12 protein-coding genes and 1 pseudogene are annotated in these 16256 nt (G+C 36.7%); 8 read left to right on the top strand and 5 right to left on the bottom strand.

The genetic code is table 11. From position 1 onward, the window contains the following. Nucleotides 1-16 precede the first annotated feature (16 nt). From mnmE to rpmH, 5 genes are all read right to left on the bottom strand, one after another. Nucleotides 17-1402 carry a tRNA uridine-5-carboxymethylaminomethyl(34) synthesis GTPase MnmE gene (mnmE, locus tag QRN68_RS15210; RefSeq protein ID WP_285397746.1) on the bottom strand — a complete coding sequence of 462 codons (1386 nt, stop codon included), beginning with the start codon at nt 1400-1402 and terminating at the stop codon, nt 17-19. 323 nt (nt 1403-1725) lie between these two features. Next, the gene (gene jag / locus QRN68_RS15215) at nt 1726-2535 is read right to left on the bottom strand and encodes an RNA-binding cell elongation regulator Jag/EloR (RefSeq protein ID WP_285397747.1); all 810 of its coding nucleotides are present in this window, start codon (nt 2533-2535) and stop codon (nt 1726-1728) included. Then, nucleotides 2532-3302, bottom strand: a complete 771-nt coding sequence (yidC, locus tag QRN68_RS15220; RefSeq protein WP_285397748.1) for a membrane protein insertase YidC — start codon at nt 3300-3302, stop codon at nt 2532-2534. Before yidC ends, jag begins: the two co-directional genes overlap by 4 nt. Before the next feature lie 301 nt (nt 3303-3603). Beyond that, nucleotides 3604-3948 (bottom strand): ribonuclease P protein component, encoded by a 345-nt coding sequence (rnpA, locus tag QRN68_RS15225; protein ID WP_285397749.1) that lies wholly within the window; start codon nt 3946-3948, stop codon nt 3604-3606. A gap of 101 nt (nt 3949-4049) precedes the next feature. Continuing rightward, nucleotides 4050-4184: a 50S ribosomal protein L34 gene (rpmH, locus tag QRN68_RS15230; protein WP_004233310.1), complete on the bottom strand. Its 135-nt coding sequence runs from the start codon at nt 4182-4184 to the stop codon at nt 4050-4052. A 921-nt stretch (nt 4185-5105) separates the two neighbouring features. Between rpmH and dnaA the strand changes: the two genes are divergently transcribed. The 8 genes and pseudogenes from dnaA to QRN68_RS15270 all read left to right on the top strand — a co-directional run bounded on the left by dnaA (nt 5106) and on the right by QRN68_RS15270 (nt 16189). Then, complete coding sequence (gene dnaA / locus QRN68_RS15235; protein ID WP_068985823.1) at nt 5106-6455, top strand: chromosomal replication initiator protein DnaA; 1350 nt, start codon at nt 5106-5108, stop codon at nt 6453-6455. Nucleotides 6456-6624: 169 nt separating this feature from the next. Continuing rightward, nucleotides 6625-7761 (top strand): DNA polymerase III subunit beta, encoded by a 1137-nt coding sequence (gene dnaN / locus QRN68_RS15240; protein WP_285397750.1) that lies wholly within the window; start codon nt 6625-6627, stop codon nt 7759-7761. A gap of 285 nt (nt 7762-8046) precedes the next feature. After that, nucleotides 8047-8271, top strand: a complete 225-nt coding sequence (gene yaaA, locus QRN68_RS15245; protein WP_285397751.1) for a S4 domain-containing protein YaaA — start codon at nt 8047-8049, stop codon at nt 8269-8271. Nucleotides 8272-8274: 3 nt separating this feature from the next. Then, nucleotides 8275-9390: a DNA replication/repair protein RecF gene (gene recF, locus QRN68_RS15250; protein ID WP_285397752.1), complete on the top strand. Its 1116-nt coding sequence runs from the start codon at nt 8275-8277 to the stop codon at nt 9388-9390. 92 nt (nt 9391-9482) lie between these two features. Continuing rightward, on the top strand, nt 9483-11417 hold the full coding sequence (gene gyrB / locus QRN68_RS15255; protein WP_285397753.1) for a DNA topoisomerase (ATP-hydrolyzing) subunit B: 1935 nt from the start codon (nt 9483-9485) through the stop codon (nt 11415-11417). Nucleotides 11418-11442: 25 nt separating this feature from the next. Continuing rightward, nucleotides 11443-13944: a DNA gyrase subunit A gene (gyrA, locus tag QRN68_RS15260; RefSeq protein WP_285397754.1), complete on the top strand. Its 2502-nt coding sequence runs from the start codon at nt 11443-11445 to the stop codon at nt 13942-13944. 147 nt (nt 13945-14091) lie between these two features. Next, the gene (locus QRN68_RS15265) at nt 14092-15174 is read left to right on the top strand and encodes an HD-GYP domain-containing protein (RefSeq protein WP_285397755.1); all 1083 of its coding nucleotides are present in this window, start codon (nt 14092-14094) and stop codon (nt 15172-15174) included. Nucleotides 15175-15463: 289 nt separating this feature from the next. Further along, nucleotides 15464-16189: pseudogene (locus QRN68_RS15270) on the top strand (ISL3 family transposase). Nucleotides 16190-16256 lie beyond the last annotated feature (67 nt).

The following is a 16256-nucleotide window of genomic DNA, read 5'->3' on the forward strand; positions in this document are numbered from 1 at the left end:
CCTTTCTTTAGTAAAATTATTTCCCTAAGCAGAACTGTGAAAATAACTGATTGATTAGGCTTTCTTGTACTGTATCACCAATAATTTCACCAAGTATTTCCCATGTTCTTGTTACATCTATTTGCACCATATCAACAGGTACACCGGCTTGGGCTGCAGTTAATGCATCCTCCACCGTTGCTTGTGCTTGATGCAGTAATGCAATATGTCTTGCATTTGAAACATATGTTAAATCGCCCGCTTCAATTTGCCCTTCAAAGAATAACGCAGCAATCGCTTCCTCTAGCTCTGTGATGCCCTCTTCTTGTAAAAGAGATGTTGTCACAACGCGACGGTTACCCGCTAGCTCCTTGACGCGTGCTACATCAATTTTTTGCGGTAGATCTGTTTTATTGACAATAACGATGTAATCCATCGCTTCAATCGTTTCGAATAGACGCTCATCCTCAGCAGTCAATTCTTCTGCGTAGTTTAATACAAATAATATTAAATCTGCGCCGCGTAACGCCTCACGTGAACGTTCAACACCAATTCGTTCAACGATATCCTCTGTCTCTCGAATACCAGCTGTATCAACTAAACGAAGTGGAACACCACGCACATTGACGTACTCTTCTATAATATCACGAGTTGTACCTGCAATATCTGTCACAATGGCCTTATTCTCTTGTACTAAACTATTTAAAAGAGAGGATTTCCCGACATTTGGGCGGCCTAAAATAACTGTTGATAGACCTTCTCGTAATATTTTTCCTTGAGAAGATGTTTGCAGAAGTTTACTAATTTCATTTCGTACCCACGTACATTTTTCCACTAATACTGGTACTGTCATCTCTTCTACATCATCATACTCCGGATAATCTATATTAACCTCTACTTGCGCTAATGTCTCTAGTAATGCTTGGCGTAAGTCACCAATTAGGCGCGATAATTTGCCATCCATTTGTCCCAACGCTACATTCATCGCTCTATCAGTTTTCGCTCTAATTAAATCCATGACCGCTTCCGCCTGTGATAAATCGATACGTCCATTTAAAAATGCACGTTTCGTAAATTCACCTGGCTCTGCGAGTCTTGCTCCATTAGTTAATACTAGCTTTAATACACGGTTCACCGAAACTAGTCCCCCGTGACAGTTTATTTCTACTACATCCTCACGGGTAAATGTTTTAGGTCCGCGCATTAATGACAGCATTACTTCCTCTACAACCTCATTTGTTTTTGGATCGACCAAATGTCCATAATGAATTGTATGCGTAGCCTTCGTTGTTAAACTTTTTCCACCAGGCGATCTGAATATTTTATCTGCAATTGCGACTGCTTCGTCCCCACTTAAGCGAACAATGGCAATAGCTCCCTCACCCATTGGTGTGGATATCGCAGCAATTGTATCGAACTCCATTTAATGACCTCCTTAACATTATCCACATGTGGATAAACAAAACCGACCAATACTTACTAACACCTTAGACTAACATATTTTCTGCAAAATCTAAAGTAAGTATCATTTCCAATTGTGGATAATCAGAAAGCTTTACATTATAGCCACGTATTCGACAAAAATTGCGAACGTTAGATACTATAATTTTTTAGCCTAGACGAAAACTACGCATTCAGTTATCCACAATTAAAAATATATAGTTAGTTGTTGTAACAGATAAAAAAAGCCATTTTATCATGACGATAAAATGACCTTTATTATGTCTGTATGTTATTTTACGAAGTTTAATCGTTATTTACAGGTTCAATTACTAAATAACGATTAGGCTCCGTTCCTTCTGAGTATGTTTCAATATCAAAGCGATTTGCCAATTGATTATGAATAATTTTTCTTTCGTATGACTGCATTGGTTCAAATGTCACTCGCTGATTTAAGCGAAGTGCTTTATCCGCCATACGATCTGCCAGTAACTCCAATGCTACTTGACGACGTTCACGATAGTTTTCTACGTCTAATTTCACCATTAAGAACTGCTTGGCACTTTTATTTAACACAAGTTGTGTTAATTGCTGCAAGGAATTTAATGTTTGACCACGTTTCCCTATAAGCAGTGCAGCTTTCTCGCTTTTCAGTTGAAATATAACATATTTCCCTTCACGTGTCGTTTCAATTTCAAGATCATGAATATCCAATTGTTCAGCAATATTTACTAAATAAGCCTTTGCATCTTCAATCGGGTTTACTGAGGCTTCTTCTTCCTCTTTTTGATCCTCTACGACTTGTTGAACAGCTTCGATTTCACTTGGTTGTTCAGAAACTTGTAAACTTATTGTTTCAACATCATCTTTTACTGCTGGTTCGTCAAATTGAGCCATATTTTGCTGTTCAGCTTTTTCTACCTCAATTGTTGGTCGAACCTGTACTTCCTTTACTGTTACACGAACTTCTGCAGATCGTGCCCCAAAACCTAAAAATCCTTTTTTACCTTCTTGTAAAACTTCAACATCTACTTGTTCACGGGTTTTGCCAAGTTTCTGTAACGCCAATGAGATCGCTTCTTGTGTTGTTGCGCCTATTTGCGTAAGTTGTTTCACTTTTTAGCCCCTCCATTTTGAGCAGGTTGTGTTTTATTTTTTTCCCAAGGTTTATAAATATACAGGTTTTGCATAATCGAGATAATGTTTCCGATTACCCAGTATAGTGATAATGCTGCTGGTAATGCTATACCAAAACTAATAATCATAATTGGCATAATGTACATCATTATCTTCATTTGAGGGTTATCCATCGCTGGGCCCGTACGTAAAACTAAAAATTGCATAATACCAGCAGTAATTGCTAATGCCGGTGCAGGCTCTGCTAATGGGAAGATAAGGAAATTACCTAAATCAAAAGCAGGTGTAGCATTCATACGACTAATCGCATGATAGAAACCAATTAAAATTGGCATTTGAATGATTACAGGTAAACATCCAGCAAGTGGGTTAACACCCGACTCACTCATAAGCTTCATCATTTCTTGCTGATACTGTTGCTGTGTCTGTGCATCCTTAGAAGCATACTTCTTTTGCAATTCCTTCAATTTCGGCTGAACTTCTTGCATTTTTTTAGAGTTCTTTGTTTGTTTAATCATCAATGGAAGAATTGCTAAACGAATGATAATCGTTACAACAATGATCCCCCATGCATATGAACCAAGCAATTCAGCAAAGTATTTTATCACTGATACTAAAGGCCAAACAATGAATTCATTCCAGAAGCCTGTGCTTTCTTTGGAGATCGGTTCATTGAATTCTGTACAGCCAGATAGTAGTAATGCTACTGATGCTAGCGACAAAATTACCCAAAGTTGTTTCTTCAACCTTTTTCCCCCTACAAATACTATTCACTTTTTCTAAAACTATATGCGTTCTTCTTCTTTATTCATTTACAGATTCTTTGCTACTGAATAAAGTTATCAGTTATTTTATCATGCATATAACGTTTCACTCTACTAAATATTCTAACAATGCGCATATATTTGCTAAGTACTGTTACTTTTTTTCATATATTGCTGTGAAACCTTACTCATAAATACCCCTATGTGTATTTATTATAGCTTCACTTTTGCGCAGAAATATATGAAATCAATGTGCTATTTACCACTTAGTTTGCCTTTCATATTACGTTTTCTTTAATACTTTTGCGATTCGTAGAACATGCTGCAAACTTTGTTTCACTTCATGAAAATCCATAGTGGCCGCCGGTTGTCTGGCGATAATAACATAGTCCATATTCGGTTTTAGCTCATCCTTTAATTCTTGAATGCTCTGTCGAATATAGCGTTTGATCTGGTTGCGTGTTACCGCATTCCCAAGCTTTTTACTAACTGATAAACCTACACGAAATTCCGTTTGTCCCTCTTTTTCTAAAAAATAAACGACAAACTGACGATTAGCGAAAGATTTCCCCTTTTTAAACACCTTTTGAAAATCATCGTTTTTTTTCACTCGTTGGCGTTTTTTCATTACTTTCACCTGCTACTAAATAATTATCTTTTGATCCTCATTTCTAGGTTTACCAAAAATAAAGAAAAAAAAGACCACTGATGTGTCTCAGTGGACTTATTTTATGCTGATAATACTTTTCTTCCTTTACGACGACGAGCAGCAAGAACTTTACGGCCGTTTTTCGTGCTCATACGTGCGCGGAAACCGTGAACTTTACTGTGCTTACGTTTTTTTGGTTGGTAAGTACGTTTCATTTATATAGACACCTCCTGAATGAAAGTTGAGTTTTTCAACATACAGACCTGAACATTATATAAAGTAACTAGTTATTTTGTCAACGAATTTCATAAATTTCTTTAAATGAGTCTAGGTATATATTTTAAGCTCCCCACTAAAATATGCACTTGAAAGTACATCACTCCGGGAGGATACTGCTAGAGCGCGACCTGAGCCTCCTATGGTGTCTTAGATCTACGCTACTCCCTCAGCAAGCTTTGCTCTACGATGAAAGCAAAGTAACAGGAACACTCTCCTTCCTCCGCTCCACGCAGTTTCAGATAAACCTATTTTTTAATCAAGAACAGAATTTTAGTACTGATCCTCATTTACTTATTTAAATTATTTCAGCAGATTTTTAGACACCCACTCATAAATAACTTAAACCTCCTTTATCTCACCACCTATAAATCTGTAACTGCCGTTTCACTTACGTTACATAAAACATCTGTACCTGTCGCTACGATTTCGGTACAAAAAATATTTGCAGTTAAATTATCCACAGAGTACTTGTTTTTTTTACACAGAGTTGTGTATAGTATTTTTTGCATTATTTTTTATCCACAACATTTATCTACAGCTTTTTCACATAAGCAGATGCTGTGGACAACTCTAAAGTGAATAAATCAAAGCTATGTGGATAAGTTTCACAAACTATTGAAATAGCTTTGTTTTTCTGATACGATAACTGTGCTTCACTTTGTTGAAAACTGAAATTAACTTTTATTTTATCCACAACTGTTGATATGCTGTGGATAATTTTTATCACAGCCTTTGGTTAACTTTTATCCACAGCTTGTGAGTTTGTGGACGAATTGTAAAATGAACGTATTTACCATTACTATAAATGCGCTTTTTTATTGCTGTAATTGTATTGAACTGTAAAGGAGATTAGCAGCTTGGAACATTTAGAAGAACTATGGAATAATGTCCTGGCTCAAGTTGAACAAAAAATTTCTAAACCAAGCTTCGAAACGTGGCTAAAGTCTACTAAACTACTTTCTTACAATGGAAGTGGTTCTACTGTGACAATTGCTGCGCCAAATTCGTTTGCTCGAGACTGGCTTGAAAATCATTATATTCATTTGATTACAGGTATATTAACGGAGCTTACAGGCGAAGACTTGCTTATTAAATTTGTTGTTCAAAAAAACCAGGATTCGGACGATTTCGATCTGCCAGCGCCGATTATCCAAGCAAAAAATAACGATCATCATGATATTTCACCAGGTATGTTAAACCCGAAGTATACTTTTGATACGTTTGTTATTGGCTCTGGTAACCGCTTTGCACACGCTGCCTCGCTAGCTGTCGCAGAAGCGCCCGCGAAGGCTTATAACCCATTTTTTATCTATGGGGGAGTAGGGCTTGGCAAAACACACTTAATGCACGCGATTGGTCATTATGTACTAGAACATAATCCAAATGCAAAAGTTGTATATTTATCATCTGAAAAATTTACTAATGAATTTATTAACTCAATTCGAGATAATAAGGCACTTGATTTTCGCAATAAATACCGCAATGTAGATGTACTGCTAATTGATGATATTCAATTTCTAGCTGGAAAAGAATCAACTCAGGAAGAATTTTTCCACACTTTTAATACATTGCATGAAGAATCGAAACAAATTGTCATTTCCAGTGACCGTCCACCTAAAGAAATTCCGACATTGGAAGATCGTTTACGTTCTCGATTCGAATGGGGACTAATTACAGATATTGCGCCTCCTGATTTGGAAACGCGTATCGCCATTCTTCGAAAAAAAGCGAAGGCTGATGGTCTAGAAGTACCAAATGAAGTTATGCTCTATATTGCGAACCAGATTGACTCCAATATTCGGGAGCTTGAAGGTGCGCTTATTCGCGTCGTTGCCTATTCATCACTTGTTAACAAGGATATTAATGCGACTTTGGCTGCTGAGGCATTAAAGGATATTATTCCTAATTCGAAGCCTCGAACTGTCACTATATTAGACATTCAAAATGCAGTAGGAGAGCATTTTAATATTCGTTTAGAGGATTTTGCCGCGAAAAAACGTACAAAGTTAATTGCCTTTCCACGTCAAATCGCGATGTTTTTATCCCGCGAATTAACGGATTTTTCGCTGCCGAAAATTGGCGAAGAATTTGGTGGACGAGATCATACTACTGTTATCCATGCTCACGAAAAAATATCTTCTATGTTGAAAAATGACGTTCAGCTGCAGCAAGATATTAAACAAATTCGAAGCATGCTAGGGAAATAATTCTGTGGATAACACAATCGTTTAAACACAAACTTATACACAGTCTATCTACATGTGGATAGACTGATTTTATTCACTTAAACATACTTATCCACAAATCCACAGGACCTATTACTATATCTTTTTTATTTTATATAAATAAATAATATAAATATGTGAGGGAAAACGAATGAAATTTGATATTTTACGTGACCGTTTATTAGAGGGTTTAAATGATGTCATGAAAGCCGTAAGTTCAAAAACAACTATTCCAATTTTAACGGGGATTAAAATCGATGTAACAAATGAGGGTATTCGTTTAACAGGTAGTGACGCTGATATTACAATTCAAACGTTTATTCCAGTTGAAGAAGATGGTCAACAAATAATTCACATTACAGAAACAGGATCGATTGTTGTACAAGCCCGTATGTTTAATGAAATTGTACGTAAATTACCAACAAATGAGGTTGAAATTCAAGTAACAACTGGTTTACAAACTCATATCCGTTCAGGTAAATCTGAATTCCACTTAATTGGCTCAGATGCTGCTGAATATCCTTTGTTACCCGAATTAACAGAGGATCAAAAATTTACTATTCCTGCAGATCTTTTAAAGTCAATTATCCGTGAAACAGTATTCGCTGTTTCCACTTCAGAAAGTAGACCGGTGTTGACAGGTGTAAACTGGCAAATAAAAAATGAAAATTTAATCTGTGTTGCAACAGATAGCCACCGTTTGGCAAGACGTAAAGTTCAACTAGAAAATTTACCTGAAGTTGAACATAGTGTTGTAATTCCTGGTAAAAGTTTAAATGAGTTAAATAAAGTTCTAGAGGATTCGACAAATCTTGTGCAAATTGTTATTACAAGTCAGCAAGTGTTATTTAAAACTGGTGAAGTATTATTCTTCTCTCGTTTACTTGAAGGTAATTACCCAGACACAACACGTTTAATTCCAGAAGAGTATCAAACAAATCTAACGATTAATGGTAAATCATTATTACAAGCAATCGATCGTGCATCTCTTGTTGCTCGTGGCGATCGTAATAACGTTGTGCGTTTCGAAATTTTAGATAATCAAGCTGTTGAAGTTTCTTCTAATTCTCCAGAGATCGGTAAAGTACAAGAGGAAATCCCTGTCGAGTCATTAGAAGGGGAGAACTTAAAGATTTCTTTTAGTGCGAAATACATGATGGAAGCATTAAAAGCAATAGATGGTCAAGATGTAGTCATTCAATTCACAGGCGCAATGAGACCGTTTATTTTACGCTCTGTTCATGATGATGCTATTTTACAGTTGATTTTACCTGTACGTACGTATTAGAAAATCGGTTATGCCTCGGTAGATGTTTGGACACCCGCTGGAAAGTGAGTAGCCCATAGAGGAAATCAGCCTCTTCGAACTAATTCGAATGTATAAAAATGGTTAATCAACACATCTGAAGTTAAACAATTTTTGTTGGAGAGAATAAAACTCCATAATTTTAAGCTCTAATGGCTTTAAAAAACATTCTGATAGTCGCTAATTGCGGCTATCTTTTTTTACTTATGACGAATTTTTAGGTATGATAGAGAGATAGACAATCTGTATTTGGAGGGAAACATAGCTATGAAGGACATTAAAATTGATGAAGAATTTGTCACGTTAGGACAGCTTTTAAAAATGACCGATGCAATTAGCTCTGGTGGCATGGCCAAGTGGTTTTTACACGAAAATGATGTATATGTAAATGGAGAAGTGGATGATCGACGCGGTCGTAAATTACGTAACGGAGATATTGTAAATATTCCTGGATGTGGTCGATTTCGAATCGTTGGACCCACTGGACAGTAGATTATGCATATAGAGCAGTTAAAACTTACAAATTACCGTAACTATGATGCCTTAGCTTTAAATTTCTCTCCAAAAATTAATGTTTTCATTGGTGAAAATGCTCAAGGAAAAACAAATGTTATGGAATCTATTTACGTATTGGCGATGGCTAAATCCCATCGAACGACGAACGATAAAGAATTAATACGTTGGGATTCAGACTATGGTAAAATAGAAGGGGCCGTTCAAAAAAGGCATGGTATTTTACCAATTGAGCTTACGATTACGAAAAAAGGCAAAAAGGGTAAGATAAATCATATAGAACAAAGTCGCCTCAGTCATTATATTGGCCAAATGAATGTCGTTATGTTTGCACCCGAAGATTTAAATGTTGTAAAAGGGAGTCCGCAAATACGACGACGTTTTATTGATATGGAGATTGGGCAAATTTCGCCTGTTTATTTACATGATTTATTAACCTTTCAAAAAATTTTAAAGCAACGTAACCATTTTTTAAAAATGAATCAAGGTAAAATGATGTCAAATGACGTGATGTACGAGGTTTATAATGAACAATATATTCACGCAGCTACCCAAATTATTCGCAAAAGATTTCAATTTATGGATTTATTGCAAGAGTGGGCAGAGCCAATTCATGCAGGTATTTCACAAGGGAAGGAAACGTTGGTTATTAAATACCGCACTGTAGCTGGTATTGAAAAAGAACATACTTCTAGTGAAATTGAAGGCTTCTTGCATAAAAAGCTAATAGAAGTTAAGGAGCGCGAATTTGATCGGGGTGTAACACTAGTTGGTCCACATCGAGATGATTTGCAGTTTTTAGTAAACGGCTATGATGTTCAGACATACGGCTCACAAGGACAGCAACGTACAACCGCTCTTTCATTAAAACTTGCTGAAATCGAGTTAATTAAACAAGAAACAAATGAAACACCCATACTACTTTTAGATGATGTATTGTCGGAACTCGACGATTATCGCCAATCGCATTTATTAAATACCATTCAAGGTGAAGTTCAAACCTTTGTTACGACTACAAGTGTTGATGGAATTCATCATGAAACGATGGAGCATGCACAGCTGTTTCACGTGAAACAAGGAGCGATTGAAGAAAGTTAGCCCGGGGAGTTTTTTAGATTACAAAAGAATGGTAATAGTCAGCTCGGTTGACTGTTCATTCATTTACACACAATGATGTTATGAAGGAGTAGATGAAAGCCGTGGCTATAGAGAACGAGGGTTTACAAAATCAGGCTTATGAAGCCGATCAGATACAGGTATTAGAAGGTTTAGAAGCGGTACGTAAAAGACCAGGGATGTATATTGGTTCAACAAGCTCTAAAGGGCTTCACCATTTAGTATGGGAAATTGTTGATAATAGTATCGATGAAGCACTTGCAGGATTTTGTACAGATATAAAAGTAACGATAGAAAAAGACAATTGGATTCGTGTAGAAGACAATGGTCGTGGTATTCCAGTAAGTATTCAAGAAAAAATGGGTAAGCCTGCTGTTGAAGTTATTATGACAGTACTACATGCTGGCGGTAAGTTCGGCGGTGGAGGATACAAAGTATCTGGTGGTCTACATGGTGTAGGGGCATCTGTTGTAAATGCTTTATCAATTGAGACAATCGTTCAAGTTCATCGTGAGGGTCATATTCATGAGATTAAATTTGAACGTGGGAAAACTATTCAAGAGTTAAAGGTTATTGGTGATTCAGATCGTAACGGTACAACTACACGTTTTAAAGCAGACCCTGAAATATTTAAAGAAACGACTGTTTATGAATATGATATTTTAGCGCATCGTATTCGAGAATTAGCATACTTGAATCGTGGTATTAGAATTACAATTGCTGATGAACGCGAAGGTGAAGAACGTTCTACTACGTATCATTATGAAGGTGGTATTCGTTCTTATGTAGAGCATTTGAATCAATCTAAAGAGCCAATCCATGATCCGATAGATGTTCTTGGAGAAAAGGATGGTATTTCAGTTGAAATTGCTATGCAATATAACGCTGGATTCTCTTCTAATATTTTCTCATTTGCTAATAACATTAATACGTATGAAGGCGGTACACATGAATCAGGTTTTAAAACTGCTCTAACACGTGTTATTAATGATTACGCACGAAAAAATGGACTTTTAAAAGAGTCAGATGCAAATCTTACTGGTGAAGATGTTCGAGAAGGTTTAACGGCTATTGTTTCGGTTAAGCATCCAGATCCACAATTTGAAGGACAAACAAAAACGAAGCTTGGTAACTCTGAAGTTAGCCAAATTACTAACTCCTTGTTCTCAGATGGTTTTGAACGATTTATGTTAGAAAATCCAACTGTTGCTCGTAAGGTTGTAGAAAAAGGTTTAATGGCTGCTCGTGCACGTGTTGCTGCTAAAAAAGCACGTGAATTTACACGTCGTAAAAATGCACTTGAAGTATCGAGTTTGCCAGGTAAATTAGCTGACTGTTCATCTACAAATCCATCTGAATGCGAAATTTATATCGTTGAGGGTGACTCTGCCGGAGGATCTGCGAAATCGGGACGTGACCGACACTTCCAAGCAATCTTACCGTTACGTGGTAAAATCCTTAACGTTGAAAAAGCACGTTTAGATAAAATTTTATCAAATGCAGAGATCCGTGCAATGATTACAGCATTTGGTACAGGTATTGGTGAAGAGTTTACTTTAGAAAAGGCTCGTTATCATAAAATCGTTATTATGACAGATGCCGATGTTGATGGTGCGCACATCCGCACATTACTTTTAACATTCTTCTTCCGTTTCCTTCGACCTCTAGTAGAGGCAGGTTATATTTATATTGCACAGCCACCTCTTTATCAAGTTAAGCAAGGTAAACATGTTGAATATTGCTATGATGAAGAAACATTAAAAGAAATTTTAGAACGACTACCAAAAATGCCGAAACCAAATGTACAACGATACAAAGGTCTTGGAGAAATGAATGCAGAGCAGCTTTGGGAAACTACAATGGATCCTGAGCACCGCACATTGTTACAAGTAGAATTAGATGATGCAATTAAAGCAAACCAAGCATTTGAGCGTTTAATGGGCGATGAAGTTGAACCTCGTCGTCAATTTATCGAAGAAAATGCAGTATACGCTAATTTAGATATTTAATTTTTCTTGAGAGGAGGTCTACACTTTGTCAGAACAAGAACGCTCCGGTGTTAAAGGAGTTAATATAACAAAAGAAATTGAAACATCCTTCCTCGATTATGCGATGAGTGTAATCGTTTCTCGTGCATTACCAGACGTACGAGATGGCTTAAAGCCTGTACATCGCCGTATTTTATATGGTATGCAAGAGCTAGGGAATACAGCAGATAAGGCGTACAAAAAATCAGCACGTATTGTTGGGGACGTAATGGGTAAATACCACCCACATGGTGACTCATCCATTTATGATGCAATGGTACGTATGGCGCAAGACTTCAGCTATCGCTACATGTTAGTCGATGGTCATGGTAACTTTGGATCTGTCGATGGTGACGGAGCGGCGGCGATGCGTTATACAGAATCGCGTATGTCTCGTATTGCAATGGAAATGCTTCGCGATATTAATAAAGACACAATTGACTATACAGATAACTATGATGGATCAGAAAAGGAGCCTATTGTCCTTCCTAGTCGCTATCCAAACTTATTAGTAAATGGAGCAGCAGGAATTGCGGTTGGTATGGCGACAAATATTCCGCCACATCAACTTGGGGAAACGATAGATGCAGTGATAGCACTTTCAGAAAATCCAGCTATCACAACGGAAGAATTGATGGAAATCATCCCAGGACCTGATTTCCCAACTGGTGGATTAATTTTAGGTCGTAGTGGTATTCGCCGTGCTTACGAAACAGGTCGTGGCTCTATCATTATTCGCGCAAAGGTAGAGATTGAACAAAAATCAAATGGTAGAGAAACAATTCTTATTCATGAATTACCATACCAAGTAAATAAAGCTAAGCTTATTGAAAAAATAGCAGAGCTTGTACGCGATAAAAAAATTGATGGTATTACAAATCTACGTGATGAATCTGACCGACGTGGTATGCGAGTAGTTATTGAAGTCCGTAAAGATGCAAATGCCAATGTAGTTTTAAATAATTTATATAAACAAACAGCAATGCAGTCGAGCTTCGGTATTAATATGCTGTCATTAGTAAATGGTCAGCCTAAAGTAATGGGCTTAAAAGAAATGTTGTATCATTATTTAGAGCACCAAAAGGTTATTATTCGTCGTCGTACGGAATTTGAATTAAGGAAAGCAGAAGATCGTGCACATATTTTAGAGGGCTTACGTATTGCCCTTGATCATATCGATGAAATTATTGCTATTATTCGTGGCTCACGTAGTGGTGAAGAAGCGAAACCTCAACTAATGGAGCGATTCAATTTATCTGAACGTCAAGCGCAAGCGATATTGGATATGCGTTTAGTTCGTTTAAGTGGATTAGAGCGTGAAAAAATTGAAGCAGAATATCAAGAGCTTCAAAAATTAATTGCTGAATTAAAAGAGATTTTAGCAGATGAAGCTAAAATTGTTGAAATTATTCGTACTGAAATAGTAGAACTAAAAGAACGCTTTAACGATAAACGACGTACTGAAATTACTTCTGGCGGTTTAGAAATGATTGAGGACGAAGATTTAATCCCAGTTGAAAATTCAGTCGTAACTTTAACGCACAATGGTTATATCAAACGTTTAGCTGCGAATACATATCGTAGTCAAAAACGTGGCGGTCGTGGTGTACAAGGGATGGGCACAAATGAAGATGATTTTGTAGAGCATCTTATGAATACATCTACACACGATACAATTTTATTCTTCACTTCAAAAGGAAAAGTATTTAGAGCAAAAGGTTATGAGATCCCTGAATTCGGTCGTACAGCGAAAGGATTACCGATTGTTAACTTACTCAATATTGAAAAGGGTGAGAAAGTAACCGCAATGATCCGTGTTGGTTCATTTGATGAAGATGCGTACTTTATCTTCACTACTAAAACTGGTATTACTAAGCGTACACCAGTATCTCAATTCGCTAACATCCGGACAAACGGCTTAATAGCTATTAGTTTACGAGAAGATGACGATCTCATTTCTGTTCGTTTAACAGATGGCGATAAGCAAGTAATTATAGGTACTCGTGATGGAATGCTTGTACGTTTCCAAGAGGATGATATTCGTTCAATGGGCCGTACTGCAGGTGGTGTACGAGGTATTAAACTTCGTGATGGTGACGAAGTAGTTGGTATGGAAATCGTAGAACCAGGACAGGAAATTTTAGTTGTTACTGCAAAAGGTTACGGAAAACGTACTTCTGAAGAGGAATATCGTTTACAAAGCCGTGGTGGTGTAGGATTAAAAACAATTCAAATCACTGATAAAAACGGTCCAATGGTAGCTGTAAAAACTGTCGATGGTTCTGAAGATTTAATGCTTATTACAATTAATGGTATGCTAATCCGTATGGATGTAAATGATATTTCATTAATTGGTCGTAGTACACAAGGAGTTCGTTTAATTCGTTTAGGGGATGAGGAGCTTGTTGCAACTGTAGCAAAGGTTGAAAAAGAAGAAGAATCTAACGACGAAGACAATGATCAAGTAGACGAATTTAACAACGCAGACAATGATCAAGTAGAAGAATAATAAAAAGGCCGATGACGACAGCTAATGTTGCCGTTCATCGGTTTTTTAGCATAAAATATGAAAAATAAGTAATTATTTTGAATTACATGATAAAATGAAAGCAACCTTATGTTTAAGCAAGTGAAATAGTGAAGAGGTGTTAATCGGGTGGAAACTATACATGTCCCAATTTCAGAGTTACGTGTTGGTAAAGTAATTTCTGAAGATATTTTTGCTAATACACAATATCCAATAATTTTTAAAAACACGATAATTTCCTATGATCATTTACAAGTTTTTTTTGCTTTTAATATTTCAAGAGTCCCTGTTTATAAAGAGGGTATAGAGGCAAAATCAGAGATGAAAGAAATAGAATTAGTCGTTCCACCAGAGGTTATTCCAACTTTTAAAAGAGTCTATGACAATTCTGTTGAGCAATTCAAAAAGGAATTTAAAAATTGGGAAGCTGGCGCAAAGGTAGATATTGCGAAAGCACGTAAAATTATTTTGCCATTAGTAGAAATGGTTTTAGAAGATCGTACGATAATTTTTGATTTAAATGAGTATTCAAATCCAAAAGACTATTTGTACCATCATAGTGTAGCAACAGCATTGATTTCTTCAGTGATTGCACAAAAATTAGGCTATGACAGAGGAATTACAATTCAAGTAGCAATTGGAGGGTTATTAGCTGATTGTGGAATGGCAAAAGTTCATCCGCGTATTCGCGATAAAAAAACAACCTTAACAGAGCAGGAGTTTGATGAAATTTATAAGCATCCAATTTATAGCTATAATATGGTCAAAGATTTAACAATCTTAAAGGAAACAATGAAAGAGGCTATTTTCCAGCACCATGAGCGTTTAAATGGTAGTGGCTATCCAAAGGGCGAAAGAATTGCTAACATTTCCACTTTTGCTCAAATTATCGCTGTTGCAGATGTATTCCATGCAATGACATGTGAGCGAGTTTATAGAGCAAAGCAATCTTCTTTTAAAGTTATAGAGATGATTAATGAATCTGAGTTTGGAAAGTTTGATATTAAAGTAGTTCGTGCACTTATAGATATTGTTGCTGATCTTCCTATAGGTACAATAGTTGAGCTATCTAATCTGGAACATGGCGAAGTGATGTTTGTAAATAAATTTGCACCAACTCGACCACTTATCAAGTTAAGTCATTCAGAGGAAATATTTGATTTAGGTAAAAATCGTACCTTCTATATATCACGTATTATAACGAATTTATAATAGTCGAAAGGCAACCCATTAACATTGGCGTTTGCCTTTTTTTGTTTTTATCTTCATTCAGAAATGTTTTTTGTAACGAAAGTGCAACGTCAGTTACAGATGACTCCCACATCTTTAGGTGGTGAGGAATGCGGGTTTTAGTTATTTTTAAGCGGGCACCCAAACATCTGTACCTGTCACTACGCTTTCGGTACAAAAGACATCCGCTGAAGTAGAAGAACTTAGTCTAAGAACGCCACGTCCTGTGGTAATTTATCTGTGCGAAATTACGACAACGGTAACTCGTATTGTGAAAGTTTGGAAAGAGAAAGAAGCTTCACGTATTCAACAAGCCTGTCTGCACAAGGCATCTCATTGTCAAAACCTCGTACTTGGACTTGATGATTTCGCCATTCGCAAGGGGCATACCTACAATACTGGTTTACATGATTTACGAAATGGCACATTTTTAGATATTGTTCCAGGACGCACCACCCTTGAATTAGAGGCATATTTCAGTGAACAGGTGACACTTTGCGCATTAAAACCGATTGTCATCGTAATGGATTTGGTAAAGGCATATCATTCATTCGCTAAAAAAATGTTTCCAACAGCAATCTGTATTTCTGATCGGTATCATGTGAATCGATACGTGACAGAAGCACTGCAAGCTGTCCGAAAGTCTGTTCAATAGAGGTTGAATCCCTTTGCGAAAAAGGATTTAAAACAACATTTTCGTATTTTAGGAAAACGAAATGACCAACTTTCGATAGAAGAAAGTTGGATTTTAAAATGACTTCTACAATATGACACTGTTTTACGACAAGTTTACGATTGGAAAGAGGCTTTTATCGACTGGTACGATTATAGTCCATCGTATAAACAAGCGAAAAAAGGTTTTCAACACTGGCTTTCGCAAGGTCGAGAAATTCTTCATCCTAAAGTGCAAGACTGTTTACAAACCATGCATAATTGGCAGGATGAAATCTGTAATTATCATCAATTACGTTTCACCAATGCGACAGTTGAAGGGTAAAATAACTTCATTAAGCCCTACAACGTCGTCACTTTTTCACGCGTAACCCGCAACACTATAAGGAAAC

Origin of the sequence: Lysinibacillus sp. fls2-241-R2A-57 (assembly GCF_030209535.1) — a bacterium.
In the GTDB taxonomy this organism is placed as follows: Bacteria; Bacillota; Bacilli; order Bacillales_A; family Planococcaceae; genus Lysinibacillus.